9 protein-coding genes are annotated in these 17,163 nt (G+C 39.5%); 8 read left to right on the top strand and 1 reads right to left on the bottom strand.

The features are described from left to right. Positions 1-173: 173 nt before the first annotated feature. Positions 174-677: a GNAT family N-acetyltransferase gene (locus RMZ43_RS34840; protein ID WP_322646933.1), complete on the bottom strand. Its 504-nt coding sequence runs from the start codon at positions 675-677 to the stop codon at positions 174-176. A 593-nt stretch (positions 678-1,270) separates the two neighbouring features. Between RMZ43_RS34840 and RMZ43_RS34835 the strand changes: the two genes are divergently transcribed. From RMZ43_RS34835 to hetR, 8 genes are all read left to right on the top strand, one after another. Further along, on the top strand, positions 1,271-4,507 hold the full coding sequence (locus tag RMZ43_RS34835; RefSeq protein WP_322656040.1) for an efflux RND transporter permease subunit: 3,237 nt from the start codon (positions 1,271-1,273) through the stop codon (positions 4,505-4,507). 7 nt (positions 4,508-4,514) lie between these two features. Next, complete coding sequence (locus tag RMZ43_RS34830; protein WP_322646931.1) at positions 4,515-6,032, top strand: efflux RND transporter periplasmic adaptor subunit; 1,518 nt, start codon at positions 4,515-4,517, stop codon at positions 6,030-6,032. Positions 6,033-6,490: 458 nt separating this feature from the next. Next, entirely contained in the window at positions 6,491-6,952 is a 462-nt protein-coding gene (locus tag RMZ43_RS34825; RefSeq protein ID WP_322646930.1) for a helix-turn-helix domain-containing protein, read from the top strand. Positions 6,953-6,970: 18 nt separating this feature from the next. Continuing rightward, positions 6,971-7,801: a PIN domain-containing protein gene (locus RMZ43_RS34820; RefSeq protein WP_322646929.1), complete on the top strand. Its 831-nt coding sequence runs from the start codon at positions 6,971-6,973 to the stop codon at positions 7,799-7,801. 55 nt (positions 7,802-7,856) lie between these two features. Continuing rightward, a complete protein-coding gene (locus RMZ43_RS34815) occupies positions 7,857-8,903 on the top strand; it encodes a zinc-dependent dehydrogenase (RefSeq protein WP_322647132.1) in 1,047 nt (348 codons plus the stop codon). Between the two features lie 224 nt (positions 8,904-9,127). Continuing rightward, positions 9,128-10,417, top strand: coding sequence for an inorganic phosphate transporter (locus RMZ43_RS34810; RefSeq protein ID WP_322646928.1), 1,290 nt, complete (start codon positions 9,128-9,130; stop codon positions 10,415-10,417). Between the two features lie 803 nt (positions 10,418-11,220). Further along, positions 11,221-13,629, top strand: a complete 2,409-nt coding sequence (locus tag RMZ43_RS34805) for an EamA family transporter (protein ID WP_322646927.1) — start codon at positions 11,221-11,223, stop codon at positions 13,627-13,629. A 2,108-nt stretch (positions 13,630-15,737) separates the two neighbouring features. Continuing rightward, positions 15,738-16,637 carry a heterocyst differentiation master regulator HetR gene (hetR, locus tag RMZ43_RS34800; RefSeq protein WP_322656042.1) on the top strand — a complete coding sequence of 300 codons (900 nt, stop codon included), beginning with the start codon at positions 15,738-15,740 and terminating at the stop codon, positions 16,635-16,637. The last annotated feature ends 526 nt before the right edge of the window (positions 16,638-17,163 follow it).

The following is a 17,163-nucleotide window of genomic DNA, read 5'->3' as shown; positions in this document are numbered from 1 at the left end:
GAATACCCCATAAATAAATTTAGCAGATTTAAACAAGGATGTTATATTTCTACGCACTACATGTCTGAAAATACATCTTTGAATTTATTTATGAAAATAAATTTAGTTGCTCTATCTCTTTATAGGTTTATATTTTGACTACTAAGTTCTAAGTTCTTTCTTAAGTTATGAAATTAAACAACAGATTTAGTAATTCGGAGTCCCATGATTACTAAATCCCGTTCAACGCTGTCAATTTCGGCAACTTTAGGTAAATGTCCCCAAGGTTGAAAACCAAATGTTTCAAAAAGTTTTAAACTGGGTTGATTGTGGGCAAAAATAAAGCATAGTAGAGTCTTTAAACCCAAACTAGGACTTTCATTAATTGCTTGTGCTAATAGTTGTCGTCCTAAACCACATCGATGGAAGCTAGGGGCTATGTAAATACTAATTTCGGCAGTCTTACTATAGGCAGGCCGCCCATAAAAGGATTGGAAACTCAACCATCCAGCAATTACTCCCTCCACTTCGATTACCCAAAGTGGGCGTTGTGAAGGCGATCGCGCCTTAAACCAAGGAAGGCGACTTTCAACAGATACTGGCTCTAAATCAGCAGTTGCCATGCAACTAGGTATTGCAGCATTATAAATTGCCACAATTGCAGGCAAGTCAGTTTCAGTCGCATGGCGAATAGTCATTGCTACCGTATTGGAAAAAATCTTGAGAAAATATTCAAAAATAATACAGCGTTACGCAAGCCGAAACATACCTTTCTCTCTTAGAAAAAGTGGTATCGTAGCGCTGCGATCGCGATCTTCGTCAAAATCATCCACAAGAGTTAGCTTGCAAAGTTTGTTTTATCTTGATATGGCTCTCATTTTATAATTCACCTCTATAAATCAACTTTGCCGATGTTTCTGTATAAGATACTACGTTTTAGCTTAAATGGAATATAAGAAGGATCTTGCATTTTACACAAGTGTATGCAAAGATAATTTCACATAAAATACTGCAAGTCTATCGGTTTACAGTAGTAAATGACTTTTAATGCTTGCATTTGAGTATAGCTGATTACAAATAAAAGCGTTCAGCAAATATTAATTTGGCAATGAATCAAGGGAATTCCAAAAAATAAATTATCCTGCTTGAATTTGGTGATCATTAACTGTCAACAGTTTGTAACAAGGAATTACAATCGAATATTTTTTATTTGAAAGTCCCTAATAAAAATTAAAACTTTAGTGTAAAGCGTCCTGATTGAAGAAGAAAGAATAATTTAAACTAAAAAACAATGTGGATTGTTAAACTTGCTCTTCGTCGTCCCTACACCTTTGTAATTACTTCTATACTTATTTTTGTCTTAGGAGTAGTTACTATTACGCGCATGGCAACAGACATTTTTCCAGAAATTAATATTCCTGTTGTCAGTGTAATTTGGTCTTATGGTGGCGTATCACCAGAAGAAATGGAACAGCGTATTGTTACGACCAGTGAACGCTCTTTTACAACCACTGTTAATGATATTGAACACATCGAATCACAATCACTCAATGGTGTTAGCGTCATTAAAGTTTTCTTCCAACCAGGAGCAAAAATTGAAGCAGCAGTAGCTCAACTTACCTCTAATACTCAAACAATTCTTCGAGCTTTACCTCCAGGAATTACACCTCCTTTAATTATTCGCTACAATGCTTCAAATGTGCCAATTCTTCAGCTAAGTGTTAGCAGCACATCACTATCAGAGCAAGAACTTTACGATAACGGCAATAATTTTCTACGGACTCAGCTAGCGACTGTTCAAGGCGCGTCTGTACCGTTACCTTATGGAGGTAAACCTCGGCAAATTATGGTAGATATTGACCCACAGGCGCTATTTGCCAAAGGTCTTTCCGCTACAGATGTAACAACCGCAATCAGCGCCCAAAATCTTATCTTACCTGCGGGAAATGCCAAATTAGGCGATCGCGAGTATAGTGTTCGACTCAATAGCAGTCCCCAAGTCTTAGATGCGTTAAATAATTTACCCATTAAACAAATTAACGGCACTGTAATTTATATACGTGATGTTGCTCAAGTCCATGATGGCTTTGCAGTGCAGAATAACATTGTTCGTCGAGATGGACGAAGGTCTAGTTTATTAACTATTCTCAAAAATGGTAGTGCTTCAACTTTAGATGTTGTAGCTAGAGTCAAAGAAAGACTACCAAAAATTCAAGCTACATTACCTAAAGAATTAGATTTAGAAATCTTATTTGACCAATCGATATTTGTTAAAGCTTCCATCCACGGAGTCTTAACCGAAGGATTAATTGCTGCTTGTTTAACTGCCGCGATGATTTTATTATTTTTAGGCAGTTGGCGCAGCACTTTAATTGTGGCAATCTCCATCCCTTTATCAATTCTTTGTTCTATTATTGCTTTGCGATTGATAGGACAAACTCTAAATATTATGACCTTGGGAGGTCTATCTCTAGCAGTTGGGATTTTAGTTGATGATGCCACAGTAGAAATTGAAAATATCCACCGCAATTTGGGGGAAGGAAAACCTCTGCAACAAGCTATTTTAGATGGCGCACAACAAATAGCTGTTCCGGCTTTCGTTTCTACCTTGGCAATCTGTATTGTTTTTATCCCAATTATCTTTTTAACAGGAGTAGCACAATCGCTATTTATGCCTTTAGGAATGGCGGTTGTTTTTGCCATGCTTGCCTCCTATCTACTCTCACGTACAGTAGTACCAATGTTGGCAAAGTTTCTGCTTGGTAAGGAACTACATCTTTATACTGAACATGAAAATTTAGGGAATAATGATAATAGTCATGTAATTCCTAAAAAAGATATTTTCTGGCGGATTCATGAGCGGTTTAACCGCCAATTTGAGAAATTTCGCCAAAACTATCGAAATACTTTAGCCAAAGCTCTAAATCATCGCGGTGTAGTTTTTGCGATGTTTGGTGCTTTTTGGGTAAGTGCCTTAGTTTTACTACCTTTTGTTGGTCAAGATTTTTTTCCGCAAGTAGATGCAGGTCAGTTTCGGTTGCATGTCCGCGCTCCTGCGGGAACACGACTTGAAAAGACAGAACAGATCTTTACTCAAGTTGAAAATGAGATTCGCCAAGTCATTCCTGAGCAAGAATTAGAAATTATTCTTGACAATATTGGTCTACCTGTAGGTGGAGTCAACCTGGCTTTTAGCGACACAGCAACCATCGGTCCCGGTGATGGAGAAATTCTTGTCGGTCTTAAAGAAGGTAAACATCATTCAACCTGGCAATATGTTAGACAACTACGCCAAAAATTAACCGCCCAATTTCCTGAATTAACCTTCTTTTTCCAACCTGCGGATATAGTAACTCAAATTCTCAATTTCGGTTTACCAGCCCCTATTGATATTCAGGTCATAGGCCCAGCTAAAAATCGTCGGGATAACTACAAAATTGCTAAACAAATCAAAAATCAAATAGCTCAAATTCCAGGAGCAGTTGATGTTCATTTACATCAAGTCGTTGATGCCCCAGACCTACGTATTAATGTAGATCGTTCTCAAGCACAACGTAGCGGGTTAACTCAACGAGATGTTGCCAATAACCTACTCACATCATTAAGTTCTAGTGGTCAAACATCACCTAATTTTTGGCTCGATCCTATCAAAGGAGTTAGTTATTTAATAGCAGTACAAGTTCCTCAATACAAACTTAATTCATTAGAAAAAATTCAGAATACTCCTGTAGCTAACGGTTCTAGCTCGTCACAACTTTTAAGCAATCTTGCTGTTGTAAAACGTGGGAAAGCTCCTGCTGTTGTTAATCATTACAACGTACAGCCTGTATTTAATATTTACGCCAATGTTCAAGGTCGTGATTTAGGTGGTGTAGCCAACGATATTTATAAAATAGTTGGACAATTTCAGCAGAAGTTACCACGCGGAAGTTCAATTATCGTAAAAGGTCAAGTAGAAACGATGAATTCATCTTTTCTAGGATTAGAAGTCGGATTGATATTTGCCATTGGATTAGTTTATTGCTTAATAGTAGTTAATTTTCAATCTTGGATTGACCCATTCATTATTATGATGGCACTACCAAATGCTTTAGCAGGAATTGTCTGGATACTATTTGTGACAAATACAACGTTTAGTGTACCTTCTTTAATGGGTGCAATTATGAGTATTGGGGTTGCTACTGCCAATAGTATTTTGCTTGTCACCTTTGCTAATGAGCAACGTTTAATAGGAGAAAAAGCTGTTTCTGCGGCTTTAGCTGCTGGTTATACCCGTTTGCGTCCAGTATTAATGACTGCTGGAGCCATGATTATGGGGATGTTACCAATGTCTCTTGGTTTAGGAGAAGGTGGTGAACAAAATGCTCCTTTAGGACGTGCTGTAATTGGTGGATTATTAGCAGCAACAGTGGCAACTTTAATTTTTGTACCCGTAATTTACAGTATTTTGCGCCGAAAACAACCCCAAAATTTAGAGTTAGAGGAAGAACTATCTTCTACTATCAAATTAACTGTAGCTAATCGCTAAATTATTTATGAATAATCAGAACACCGACTTCTCTAATAAGTCGGTGTTCTTAAAAAATTTCGATAAATCAATAAATCAAATAGAACTCTATAGTATGGATACTCAAGAAAATACCAAAGTTGATCATTCTGAAATCGCATCAATTGCGGCAAATAAAAAAAGTCGCTTCAATTTTATCACCATTATTGCTACGACTACGTTTGTTATCAGTGGGCTTTTAACACTTGGTATTATACCTCGATTACAACAGCAATCAGAATTAAATGCTTTCGCTAAATCTACAACAAAAAAAGCTTTTTCGGTCAATGTAGTTAAACCAAAAATTGCTGCTAATTTCACCGAATTAGTTCTACCTAGCAGTATTCAAGCCAGCCAAGAAACCACAATTTATGCCCGTACCAGTGGCTATTTACAAAAAAAATTAGTGGATATTGGCGAACGTGTAAATAAGGGGCAGCTACTAGCTATAATTGATGCGCCGGAAACTGACCAAGATATACAGCAAGCTCGTGCAGAATTGGCAAAGTCTGAGGCTAATCTCGCTCAAGTTCAGGCAGATTTAGCACAAAAGCAAAGTAATTTTTCTCAGACAAAAGCTAACTTAAAGGCTAGACAGGCAGAATTAGCCGAAGCACGTACTAACCTAGAACTAGCACGTCAAACTTGGCAACGTTGGCAATTACTTCAAAAGCAAGGAGCGGTGACTACACAAGCTGCCGATGAACGTGAAAGTGCTTTTAATGCAAGTCAAGCTAATGTAGATACTTTAATTGCTCGCGTTAATTCAGACCAAGAAAGTGTAAATACTGCTCTTGCAGCTATTAATTCCCAAAAAGCTAACATTAATGCGTTTATCGCAAGTAGGAGTGTTAGTAAATCAGATTTACAACGGATAACTGCTTTACAATCATTCAAACAAATTGTTGCCCCTTTTGCGGGTGTAATTACTGCTCGCAATGTAGATTCAGGAGCTTTAATTTCTGCGGGAAGCAATAATAATAGTGGAAATTCCTGGTTATTTAAGATTGCTCAGACAAATAATTTACGTATCCGAATTAATGTTCCTCAGGCTTTTGTGCAATCAATTCACCCTGGACAAAATGCGCTTGTTCGTGTTCGTGAGCTACCGAAAAAATCTTTTTCTGGTAAAGTTATTCGGACTGCTGATGCCTTGGATGCTACTTCTAATACCCTTTTGACTGAAATTGAAGTACAGAATTCAGACAATATGTTGCGTCCTGGGATGTATGCTGAAGTCACTTTTAAGACTGAACGTGCTAATCCACCTCTATTAGTACCAGCTAATACCTTAGTGATTAATGCAGATGGTGTACAAGTAGCCACTGTGACGAAGGAAAAGAAAGTTAAGTACCAGAAAGTAGAGCTTGGACGAGATTATGGTACTGAAGTTGAAGTTGTTTCTGGTTTAAGCCCTAATGTTAGGTTAATTACTAATCCAACGGATGCTCTCCAAGATGGGAAATCGGTTCAGGTACTTGCATCTAAGCCTAAGACTAAAAATTAATGTCTGATGTAGTCAATACCTTGTCTAGGAGACACTACGCAAATGCCAAATCGAAAAATTCCTTGATTCGTAGGTTGTGGAGCCAGTACGTTGCTCTGGTTCCTAAGTTCCTCCACAGACAACCAACATATCCACAGTATACGCCTGATGAACCATCCTTTAGCCTCACTGGAGTTTCGACATATTTTCTCCAGATAGCTTGGGATCAAACAAGAAATTTTATTTTTCGGATATTTCGTTTACGTACTCCAAATAGCGTCTATAATTGATTCCCCTCGTCCGTCTATTAACTGACCCAACATCAAGGTGATCGATACCTTCTTTTTACAGAGGGTAAATCATAAGGCTCTTTTACCTCTTTCCCAATAATTTATTCATTTTTGTTTCGGATATTGCGTTTATGTAATGTAGAATATATTATTATAGATACATTATCAAGAGAATTGAGGTTCACCACAATGGCTATCATATCTAGGCAAAACCTGCCTACAGAGTCAGTGATTGCTCAAGAAAAAGAAACCCAATCAATCAAGCAAATAGAACGTCTTCTAAAACTTGAAGGCTCCCACCCAAAACTTGTAGGTACAAACGGAGAAGAAATTGTTATACCTGATTCTGTTTATCAGGTGCTGCGTCAAGTTGTCCATGCGATGGCATTAGGTCAGGCTATATCTATAGTTCCTCAAGAGCAGGAATTGACGACACAACAAGCAGCCGAATTTCTCAATGTATCACGTCCCTATCTAATCAAGTTACTAGAGCAGGGTGAAATTCCTTATGCCACCGTGGGAACACATCGACGTGTTCGTTTTAGGGATTTGAGAAAATATAAGGAACAAAGGGATGCGAAACGTCACCAACTTTTACAGGAGCTAGTTGATATGAGTGAAGAAACTGGTCTGTATGAGTATGATGAATAAGTACTCAGAAAAGTTTCTATGCTCAGTGTGATATTAGATGCCTGTGTTCTTTTTCCAATGTACCTTCGAGATACTTTGCTGACCACTGCTGAGTTTGGCTTATATATGCCCTATTGGTCACAGAAAATCTTGAATGAAGCAATGGACAAGCTTGTTCTTAAGGAGATGGTATCAGCCGAACTAGCTAAAAAACTACAGGAGACAATAAAAACAGCTTTTCCTGAAGCAATGGTTGAACAAGTACCTTGGGAAATAGAGGCAGCTATGACTAATCATCCTAAAGATCGTCACGTTCTTGCTGCTGCAATAATAGCTAGGGCTGATATTATTGTGACTAATAATCTCAAGGACTTTAGTGCTAGTGCTTTGGCTCCTTTGAATATAAAAGCACACTCACCTGATAATTTTCTGAGTGATCTATTTGATAAATATCCAGAAGAAATGGTTCAAGTAGTGCAGAGACAGTCATCAAAGTATAAAAGGAAGCCCCAGACTGTTGATGAACTACTTGAATTATTAAGTAAACAGATACCTGGATTTACTGCAAAAATTTTATTGCATGAATACGGCGAGAGTATTTTCAATACTACAAATAAAGCTTTAAATATAGTAGGAAGGCCATCACCAGAAAGTGGCAAATATTTGGAGGGCGAACGATATCGGGTATGGCGGAACAAGGAAATTTTAACAATTACTGCTAAAGATAGTAGAGGGAAGATTCTACAAGTTAAAAATTGTAAAATAGAAGGAAAGCTTTCATCGCCGGATGTCAAAGCATTCCAAATATTTGAACAAAGCTTAGAACAAGAACTAGAACAAGCTAAAATCCAAAAATCTCAAACTTCATAGCCGAACGTTGACTGCTAATGTTACATCTAGTATCGTTGAGCGGGGAAAAACCAACGTGAAAGCACAGATATTTAGAGGCGTTAATCAACTTTCTTACGAAGATATCCCAGTTCCAACCCTAGAACCAGATGAAGTGCTGGTACAGGTGCGGGTTGTGGGATTGTGTCAGTCAGATATTAAGAAAATTCGTTATCCACTGTATGAACCGCCGCGCATTTTTGGACATGAAACTGCCGGCACGATCGCAGCAATAGGCAATAATGTCAAAGGTTGGCAAGTTGGACAACGGGTAGCAGTGATGCACCACATCCCTTGTATGCGTTGTGCCTACTGCCTAAATGATAATTTCTCTATGTGCGATGTTTATAAAAACATCTCCACTACCGCAGGCTTTAACGCTAGTGGTGGCGGTTTTGCCGATTATGTCAAGGTTCCCGGACATATTGTGGAAAATGGCGGGCTGATTCCTATCCCGGATAATATCAGTTTTGAAGAAGCGAGTTTTGTAGAACCGACAAACTGCTGCTTGAAAGCAGTGAGAAAAGCTCAAATTGCTCCAGGACAAACTGTATTAGTTACTGGTGCTGGGCCAATTGGGTTAATGTTCATTATGTTGGTGAAGTATTTTGGAGCAAAAGCGATCGCTACCGATTTACTACCCTCTAGAATTGAAAAAGCCTTGAGTGTCGGTGCAGAAGCGGCTTTTGATGCTCGCGATCCCGATTTAACAGCAAAAATCCATGCCCTAACTGGTGGACTGGGTGTTGATATTACTCTGCTGGCTGTTCCTAGCGAAAAAGCTTTCTTTCAAGCACTTGATAGTACTCGCAAAGGTGGCAAAATATTATTTTTCGCCGAATTCCCTGATGAGGTGGAAATTCCCATTAACCCTAATATCCTCTACCGTCGAGAAATTGACTTGATAGGAAGTTATAGCTCATCTTATCGGCTTCAGAGTTTATCAGCCGATATTGTATTTAATCAGCGAATTGATGTAAAAGCGTTGATTAGCGATCGCTATCCATTAAAAGATTTATCAGCAGCTGTTGAGCAAGCGATCGCACCTACACCCGATACTTATAAAATCTTAATTTATCCGTAAAAAGGAAATGAGGGGAATAAGGAAGCAATTTTTCTCTCTCATTTTCCTCATCTCCCGATACGGTTCGGGTTCGGTTAAGGTAAGAAACGCGATAAATCGCTGTCTCTACAAAGGACTGATTATTGTAAAGACGGCGATTCATTCAGCGCTTCTTTGCGATCTAGAGCTTGTCATCAAAAAACCTTGTCCGAACCGTATTGGCTCATCTCCTTCATCTCCCTAAAATGCTTATTACCCTACTTTTCGTAGCTCTACTAGCTTTCTATGTCGCCTGGAATCTCGGAGCAAATGATGTCGCTAACGCGATGGGAACCTCTGTAGGTTCCAAAGCTGTTACTCTCAAACAAGCACTGATAATTGCTGGGGTTTTAGAGTTTACGGGTGCTGTGTTGTTTGGACATGAGGTAACGGAAACTCTCGCAACGAAAATTGCTAATCCCGCCTTGTTCGCAGCTACACCCCAAATATTCGTAACTGGGATGATAACGGTACTAATATCCTGCGGTGTGTGGTTGCAAATTGCCACATCACGAGGTTTACCAGTCTCATCTTCTCATGCGGTTGTAGGTGCGATCGCTGGATTTAGTTGGGTAGCTTTGGGAGTAGGTGCAATTGATTGGTCATCAATTCGCTTGATTACCATTGGCTGGGTTTTAACGCCATTAATTAGTGGTGCGATCGCTGCTTTATTTTATAGTCAAATCAAGCATTGGATTTTAGATCAACCCAATCAAGTCGTGCAGTTACAAGAATGGATTCCCTGGTTGAGTACTGCGCTGCTAGGTATATTCGGCGTAATTGTATTACCATCGCTAACTCAACCGCTAACCAATTTTGTAATTGAGCTTGGTTTCAACATCCCCCCTTACGACATCCCACTGTTAACTGGTGCAGTGGCAGCAGTTGGACTGACAATCATTAGTTGGCAACAATTGGAAAATTTGGGGAAAACAGAAGAGTCTATCCAATCCCCAGTCTCCAATCCCCAGTCCCCAATCCCTAATCCCGTAGAAAGACTATTCGGAAGATTCCAACTACTAAGTGCTTGCTTTGTCGCCTTTGCTCATGGTTCTAATGATGTGGGAAATGCGATCGCTCCTTTAGCTGCGATCATCTACATTAATCGCACTGGTAGCGTACCTACAAATGGTATCACCATCCCTATTTGGATTTTAATCCTTGGTGGTGCTGGTATTGTTGGTGGTTTAGCTGTCTGGGGTAAAAAAGTCATCGCCACTATTGGCGAAAACATTATTGCCTTACAACCTAGTAGTGGATTTTGTGCCGAACTTGCTACTGCTACCACCATCCTCATCGCCTCCCGGCTAGGTTTACCAGTCTCCACTTCCCACGCTCTCGTCGGCGGTGTAGTCGGTATTGGACTAGTGCAAAATATCAAGTCGATTAAATTTCAAACACTAAAAGGTATTGCCGCCGCATGGCTAATTACAATCCCTGTGAGTGCCGTCCTTAGCGCTGCCATCTTTAGCATCGCCCGGATTTTGTTCTTCTAAGAATTATTAATATTTTCCTAAATTTTTTTCTACTTCATCTACTCAAAGTAGAACCTAGACTGCAACAACGCCAAAAAAGCGGGTTTTTGCAGAACTGCTGCTCATTCATTAGAATGTTGTGCAGGGGATAACGTAACTTTGAATTTCCACAGAAAGATACTTTAATCTCCATTTAGAGATATAAACTGTCACACAAGTTACATTCCACACGAATTTACAGTTAATTTTGCAAGTCAAGAAGAGGAAAAGGGGCAGTTCTTGCTGGGAGCAGGGGGGAAATCCCCATACATAATAAGTAAATTTATTTGCTCTCAAATCCTTGTGGCAGGCGGAAAGATACTAGAATTCCCCTGCTATCCTGCCTCTTGAGTCAGACGATTTTGTGGCAATAATGCACCCATCTGCAAGCCTTTGACAATTACTATTGGTAGCAAAACAATAAATGTTTATTTGGAGTGAGATTTATTTAAAAGTAAAAATCTCATTAGCAAATAGTTGATATAAATTAAACTGACCAAAACAAAACAGGTTGGAGTTGAAGCGACTTACAGCCATACGGGTAATCCAAAGTCCAAAATCGAATGACAAAATACTTGTCAATCCTGAAGAAAACACTGTGTATTAAGTAGTAAGGTAAATTTTATGCTTTGCCAAGTTGTGTTCAGTATGACAGAATTACGTTGAAATGCGGAAGTGCTGTTAAAATTTTTAATTTATCTGACAAAATACATGAAGTTAGTATGAGCGTCAATAAAGTGTACCGGAAGCAGCTTTATCGTCAAGGTGTTAGAGGTTAGAAGCTAATGGGGCGATTCGAGAAGCAACCAGAAAACCCAAGAGTCAGAGGCGAGCTATCCAGAGCAGCAGAAAATGCTCTTTGGGCTGTAGTTGAAGATTTAGAAAATCTTCAGCAAAATGTCCTCAGAGGATTGCAGGAAGACGTAAAGCGACTTCAGTCAGAAAAAAACCGATTATCTGATGAGATTCAAAGCTTAGTAGAGGAAAAAGAGCATTTACAACAAGTGCGCCAAATTACTGAGCAGCAAGTGTTAATTCGGCAACTGGCAGAAGTTCTGGCAAAGCATATATCTTCCCAACTGCAATCCTCTCTGGCAACTTTAGCTAACCAAACCATAGAGGGCAAGTCTTACGATCAAGCTGCGCTTAAGTCGGCTGAAGTAAGCAGCAATGTAGTAGGTGAAATAAATGAAAAAGTCGAACACATGTTTGACAGCTTGGATGACACCGTTACTATTACCTTTAACTCGCTGCAACAGGAGCTGAAGAACTATCAAAGTAATCTTTCCCAACAGTTGTCACGGATGTACAGCCAGCAGCAGCAAGGGGAAACGATTTTGGCGGAGTTTGTTAATCGCCTGCATGGAGAACTAGACAAAACTATTGAAGTCGCTTCACGCAAACCAGCGACAGCAGGTATACCTACTGTTTTGCAGTTTACTGAGCCAGAAAAAAACAGTTCTTTTGAGGCATCCTCGCCACAAGTTAACGAAATAATAAGAAATTCCTCTGAGCCAATTTCTCCGATCGCTAATAAATTTTCACCAAAGGAAACGACATCAGAGCCGACTGTTGTTAGAGAAAACCCCGCGAACCCAATTTCTGCCCCCAGCAAAGACTTATCCCAAAGGGAAACAACATCACAACCGCCAGTTCTTAGAGAAAATGTCGCTAACTTAATTTCTATCACCAGTAAAGATTCGTCCCAAAGGGAAACAACATCAGAGCCAACTGTTGTTAGAGAAAACGCCGCGAACCCAATTTCTGTCCCTAGCCAAGACTTGTCCCAAAGGGAAATAACATCAGAATCGACTGTTGTTAGAGAAAACGCCGCGAACCCAATTTCTGTCCCTAGCCAAGACTTGTCCCAGAGAGAAACTAAATCAGAGTCGAATGCTGTTATAGTTCCGCCACCAAAAGAAAACGCTACTGAACCAATTTCTGTCCTCAGTAAGGACTTATCGGAAAACGAAACGACATCAGAGCCTCCGACTCTATCTGTGCCACAGCCGGAAGCAATACAACCTTCACGAAGGAGAAACGCTGCTGAATCAATTTCTCTCCTCCGCAGGAACGTGTCACCGAGCAAAACTAAATTTCCGCCTTCTACTGCGCTAAAGCCGGAAGCAAAATCCCCACAATCGCGATCGCGCAATTCCTCTGGCTCATCGTCGCTCCAAATCGGTTTATTATTGATTGTCTTATCAGCAGTGCTATCGTCACTTTATAACGTAGCCATCAAGATAATTTTCCACGAAGGTTCCCAAATTTTTGGAGTATTAGATGTAGAGCGCTTGCTGCCGCCGACTTTGGGCAATACTTTCTTAATTTTGACCCTACGGTTTATGGTAGTAGTGCCACTGATGGTATTGTTATCTCCGATACTGCACCCAACCTTATGGCAAGACTTAGAAAACTTGGCCGCTTCAGTCCGAGGAAATCCCACACCTGCTAGTGCAGCTACCAAGCAGATTTTGCTGTTGTCATTTGTGAGTGGCTGTTTTTTGTTTTTGTCTCAGGTTCTCATATACATTGCGATCGCTCAAGTCACAACTGGAATGGCGATCGGACTGTTCTTTATCTATCCGATGGTTAGTGGTTTATTGTCGTGGTTTCTGTTTCGCGATCGCCCTACACTATTTCGCATCAGTGCGATCGCCGCAATTTGCTGCGGTGAATTATTGGTTTTAGGAGGTTCTCCCAACCCAGGTATGGGTAATACTTCAATGGGAAGCAGCGCCGCCATTCTTTCCGGCGTGGCTTTTGCAGCCTACATAATTCTGACGCGGGTTTGTGCTAGCAAACTGCATCCCGTGACTTTTACTTTGATTAACTTCGCCACCATGTTGCTGTTGAGCTTCATCTGTTTGATGCTACCTTTACCGAGCGATTGGAACTTGGTAGTTGATCCCTCTAAGATGCTGGAACTGGTTTTAAGTGCATTTATTTTGGGTGTGTTAACTCTTGCTGGCTATTTGCTGAATAATGTTGGTATTAGTAAACTAGGTGGCTCGCGATCGGCACTTATCGGTGGTACTATCCCAGTTTTAACCGTGATTTTCGCTGGGCTAATCATTCAAGAAAATTTGGATATCGTGCAAATTCTAGGAGTATTGTTAGTAACCTTTGGCGCGGCCGCTTTCAGCTTTGAAACAATGCGAAATCAGGTTAAACCCTCTAATCCCACCAATTAAATGACAAGTTCAATCAGTTTAGGTGTGGTGGGAGGTATGGCTCCCATCACTCTGGGCATAAATCCTGACGCGAATACGCCTAGTTGCAACTTCTCTAAATCATTTGAAAAAACAACATCCCCGGCTTCTGTGAGAAGCCGGGGATCTCAATTTTTACCAATAATTTACGATTTAAGTCGGTGAGAATAATTCAAACTACATTAACTGATGTAATGTGAAAAATATTGAGGCATTGCTGAATTGAAGTATAAATCTGGATGTAGAAACGTAGCACTGCTACCTCTCTACAAGGATTTTGGTATTATGCAAAATCATTTTCATACATGGAATCAGCAACACCAATATTGAAATCAGTTTGTAGTGAGCGGCTGGAGGCGCTCTCCTAGAAACGCTACGCGTAGCTTGCTTCCCCGCTAGGGTACACCGCATTATTTACGCCATCCTACTTATAGGTGGAGACAGCACTTAATAGATGAGTCAACAGTAATTAGAATAACTTGACTTGTAATATATTTTTAGGAATTTAGCCTGATACAGATAGGTAAACACGTATATGTAAGCAGTACGAGTAGTACTGATTCAAGCAATTTAGTACGAGTACTTGCTCACAAAGAAGATAGGCAAGGAGTTAATGCCATTACAGCACGTTTTGGAACTATGAGATGAAGAAGTAGCAGAAGTATTTAGAGTAACCCGGTTTTTAAGCATGGTAGACTCAGTAAATGGGCAAGAATAAAATGAACTATGTTACAGAATGTAAAGCTAATTAAATTGACTTGTAGTAGACCTTCAGACCTTAAAATAGGGTTATAGCCGCTTACTATAAACCTTTAATTATTCATGCCCACTTAACTTATTATGTTTGGTGAAATGGTATCTTTATTTATGTCGGTCTGCACTAGTCAATTTGGTCTGCATAGGCGTAGCCCACCGTAGGTATCGCCCAGATGCCTAGAAAAAGAAGCTTATATCGTAGCTTGCTGCGGATTCTCTTCTTTTTATTTACGCAATTCAACATCCGTAAAATATATAAAACAGCGAGGTAAAAATATACTTAAAAATAGCCAATGAATTAGTTAAATCATGAAAATTTAAAATTCTTTCATGAAAAAAATATCTAAATAATCATAAAATCCACTATGTTTTATTTATTTGGATTTGACTAATAACTAATTATCTAGCTATTGGCATAATCAAAAAACCTTAATAACTATGCAATTAATTCAGAGTCAATTAAGGCTTTCTGTGTAAAATTATCAACACAAAAAGGTAATTGTAAATCGCATTTAATAGGAGAAAATAATGTCATCAAACCTTGATTTAGAAATAATATAAATGTATTTAAATAGAGATTGTTTATCAAGTTTGAAACACATAAATTTGTTATAAACTGAAAAAAGAATGATATGATAAAGAACAAGAATTGAAAAAACAACAGGTATTTTGTAAATTGGAATTAATTGCTCTACTTGATGTCTACTGTCTTCCCTCAAGCCAACGGCTTATACTGGCGAGACATCACTGGAGGTTGTGAACAATGATCATAGTTCGCAACGAGCCGTATGGCTTAACCTCTGAATGTTTCTACACCTGGGAAGCGATTTTTTCTTAGACCAGTCCCAATTATTTCTAGTCATTTGTATGCTAAAAATAATTCGTTAAAGCTGAATAAAAACTATCTTTTTCGAGTAACAGATATTCCAGATGAACCGCGCAAACTAGTTTTTACTCCGAGTCGGCATAGTGCCATAATTAAGGTGTAAATAGCTTGACGTTGTTGCTCTAGAAAGATAAAAAACCTCAGATAACTTAAAAGCTTTATAGATTACTTGCAATACAGTTGACTTTTGGGAGGGAAACGGTCGTCAAGCTGAACTTGGTGATGTCTATAATTTTCTGGTCAAATGCTTCAGACAGTTATAGTAACCACAACTAAATCTGCCTTAATACCAGAAAATATAGAAAATGGTAGTTTGGGCTACCACGGATTTCATAGTTATCGCATACTAATATAGTCTGAAGTGACAACATTGCCTTCAGCCAGGTGTATACTACCTATTTTCAATCCATTAAAAATTCTGTAAACGTGCTATTCAATTGTCTGTAATATGAGTAACGACATAGATCTGATCAAACGTCTTGACCCCAGTGCGATGGATCAGATCATGCTTTATCTGGCTTTTAGTGCCATGCGGACGAGTGGGCACAGGCATGGGGCATTTTTAGACGCAGCCGCAACAGCAGCAAAGTGTGCGATTTACATGACCTATCTAGAGCAGGGGCAAAACCTGCGGATGACAGGGCATTTGCACCACCTAGAGCCGAAACGGGTAAAAATTATTGTCGAAGAAGTCAGACAGGCTCTAACAGAAGGCAAACTATTAAAGATGCTAGGTTCTCAAGAACCACGCTATTTAATTCAATTGCCTTATGTCTGGCTAGAAAAATATCCTTGGCAACCGGGGCGATCGCGCGTTCCTGGTACAAGTCTGACAAGTGAAGAAAAAAGACAAATTGAGCAAAAACTGCCCAGTAACTTACCTGACGCTCAGTTAGTTAGCTCTTTTGAGTTTCTGGATTTGATTGAGTTTTTGCATAAGCGATCGCAAGAAGACTTGCCACCCGAACACCAAATGCCTTTGAGTGAAGCTTTGGGTGAGCATATCAAGCGCCGTCTGCTCTACTCAGGAACGGTAACACGCATTGATTCTCCTTGGGGAATGCCCTTCTATGCTCTTACCCGTCCTTTTTATGCCCCCGCAGACGATCAAGAACGCACTTACATCATGGTAGAAGATACCGCTCGGTATTTTCGCATGATGAAAAATTGGGCAGAACGGCGACGAAATGCCATGCGCTTGCTAGAAGAACTTGATATCCTCCCAGAAAAAATGGAACAGGCTATGGATGAATTAGATGAAATTATCCGTGCCTGGGCAGATAAATATCACCAAGACGGGGGTATTCCAGTAATTTTACAGACAGTTTTTGGCGAAAGAGAAGACTAGCACCGCAGGGCAAAAGTCAATAGTCAATAGCCACCCATGCTTTAATTGTGGGCTTTATAGCTGTAATGACATGGTAATTTATTTCCGCCGGACTGTACTAGTAGAGCTACGTAAAATTAAAAAAGCTTACTTTATAAGCTTTCCACTGATTTTGTCCGTTTCTTAATAGTAGAGAGATGCTTGGTCTATTTAGATTATAACACTGTACTAGCAATAATAGTACAAAAGTCACAAAATCGCTTGTGACTTTTGTATTGTGAGTGTTTAGTTTGCATAATTTGCAAGCAGATGATAATTATGGTTTTTTATAGATATTTTTGCTTTAGTCAGAGTAGTGGTCTGTCGCATTAATTATGCTGGGTTGTAGAGACGCAAAATTTCGCGTCTCTATAGGGTTTTGGTAACAAACTAATAAATCAGAACTTATGAGACAAACCACTAGTGGTCTATCGCATTAATTCTGCTGGGTTGTAGAGACGCAAAATTTCGCGTCTCTATAGGGTTTTGGTAACAAACTAATAAATCA

It is taken from the genome of Nostoc sp. CmiVER01 (genome assembly GCF_034531135.2).
Lineage (GTDB): Bacteria > Cyanobacteriota > Cyanobacteriia > Cyanobacteriales > Nostocaceae > Nostoc.
The sequence above is the reverse complement of the archived record's forward strand: the minus strand, read 5'-3'. Positions and strand labels throughout refer to the sequence as shown.

Excerpts from the sequence above, each read along its gene's own strand:
- RMZ43_RS34840 (WP_322646933.1), bottom strand. The coding sequence starts at position 677 with ATGACTATTCGCCATGCGACTGAAACTGACTTGCCTGCAATTGTGGCA.
- RMZ43_RS34835 (WP_322656040.1), top strand. The coding sequence starts at position 1,271 with ATGTGGATTGTTAAACTTGCTCTTCGTCGTCCCTACACCTTTGTAATT.
- RMZ43_RS34830 (WP_322646931.1), top strand. The coding sequence starts at position 4,515 with ATGAATAATCAGAACACCGACTTCTCTAATAAGTCGGTGTTCTTAAAA.
- RMZ43_RS34825 (WP_322646930.1), top strand. The coding sequence starts at position 6,491 with ATGGCTATCATATCTAGGCAAAACCTGCCTACAGAGTCAGTGATTGCT.
- RMZ43_RS34820 (WP_322646929.1), top strand. The coding sequence starts at position 6,971 with ATGCTCAGTGTGATATTAGATGCCTGTGTTCTTTTTCCAATGTACCTT.
- RMZ43_RS34810 (WP_322646928.1), top strand. The coding sequence starts at position 9,128 with ATGCTTATTACCCTACTTTTCGTAGCTCTACTAGCTTTCTATGTCGCC.
- RMZ43_RS34805 (WP_322646927.1), top strand. The coding sequence starts at position 11,221 with ATGGGGCGATTCGAGAAGCAACCAGAAAACCCAAGAGTCAGAGGCGAG.
- hetR (WP_322656042.1), top strand. The coding sequence starts at position 15,738 with ATGAGTAACGACATAGATCTGATCAAACGTCTTGACCCCAGTGCGATG.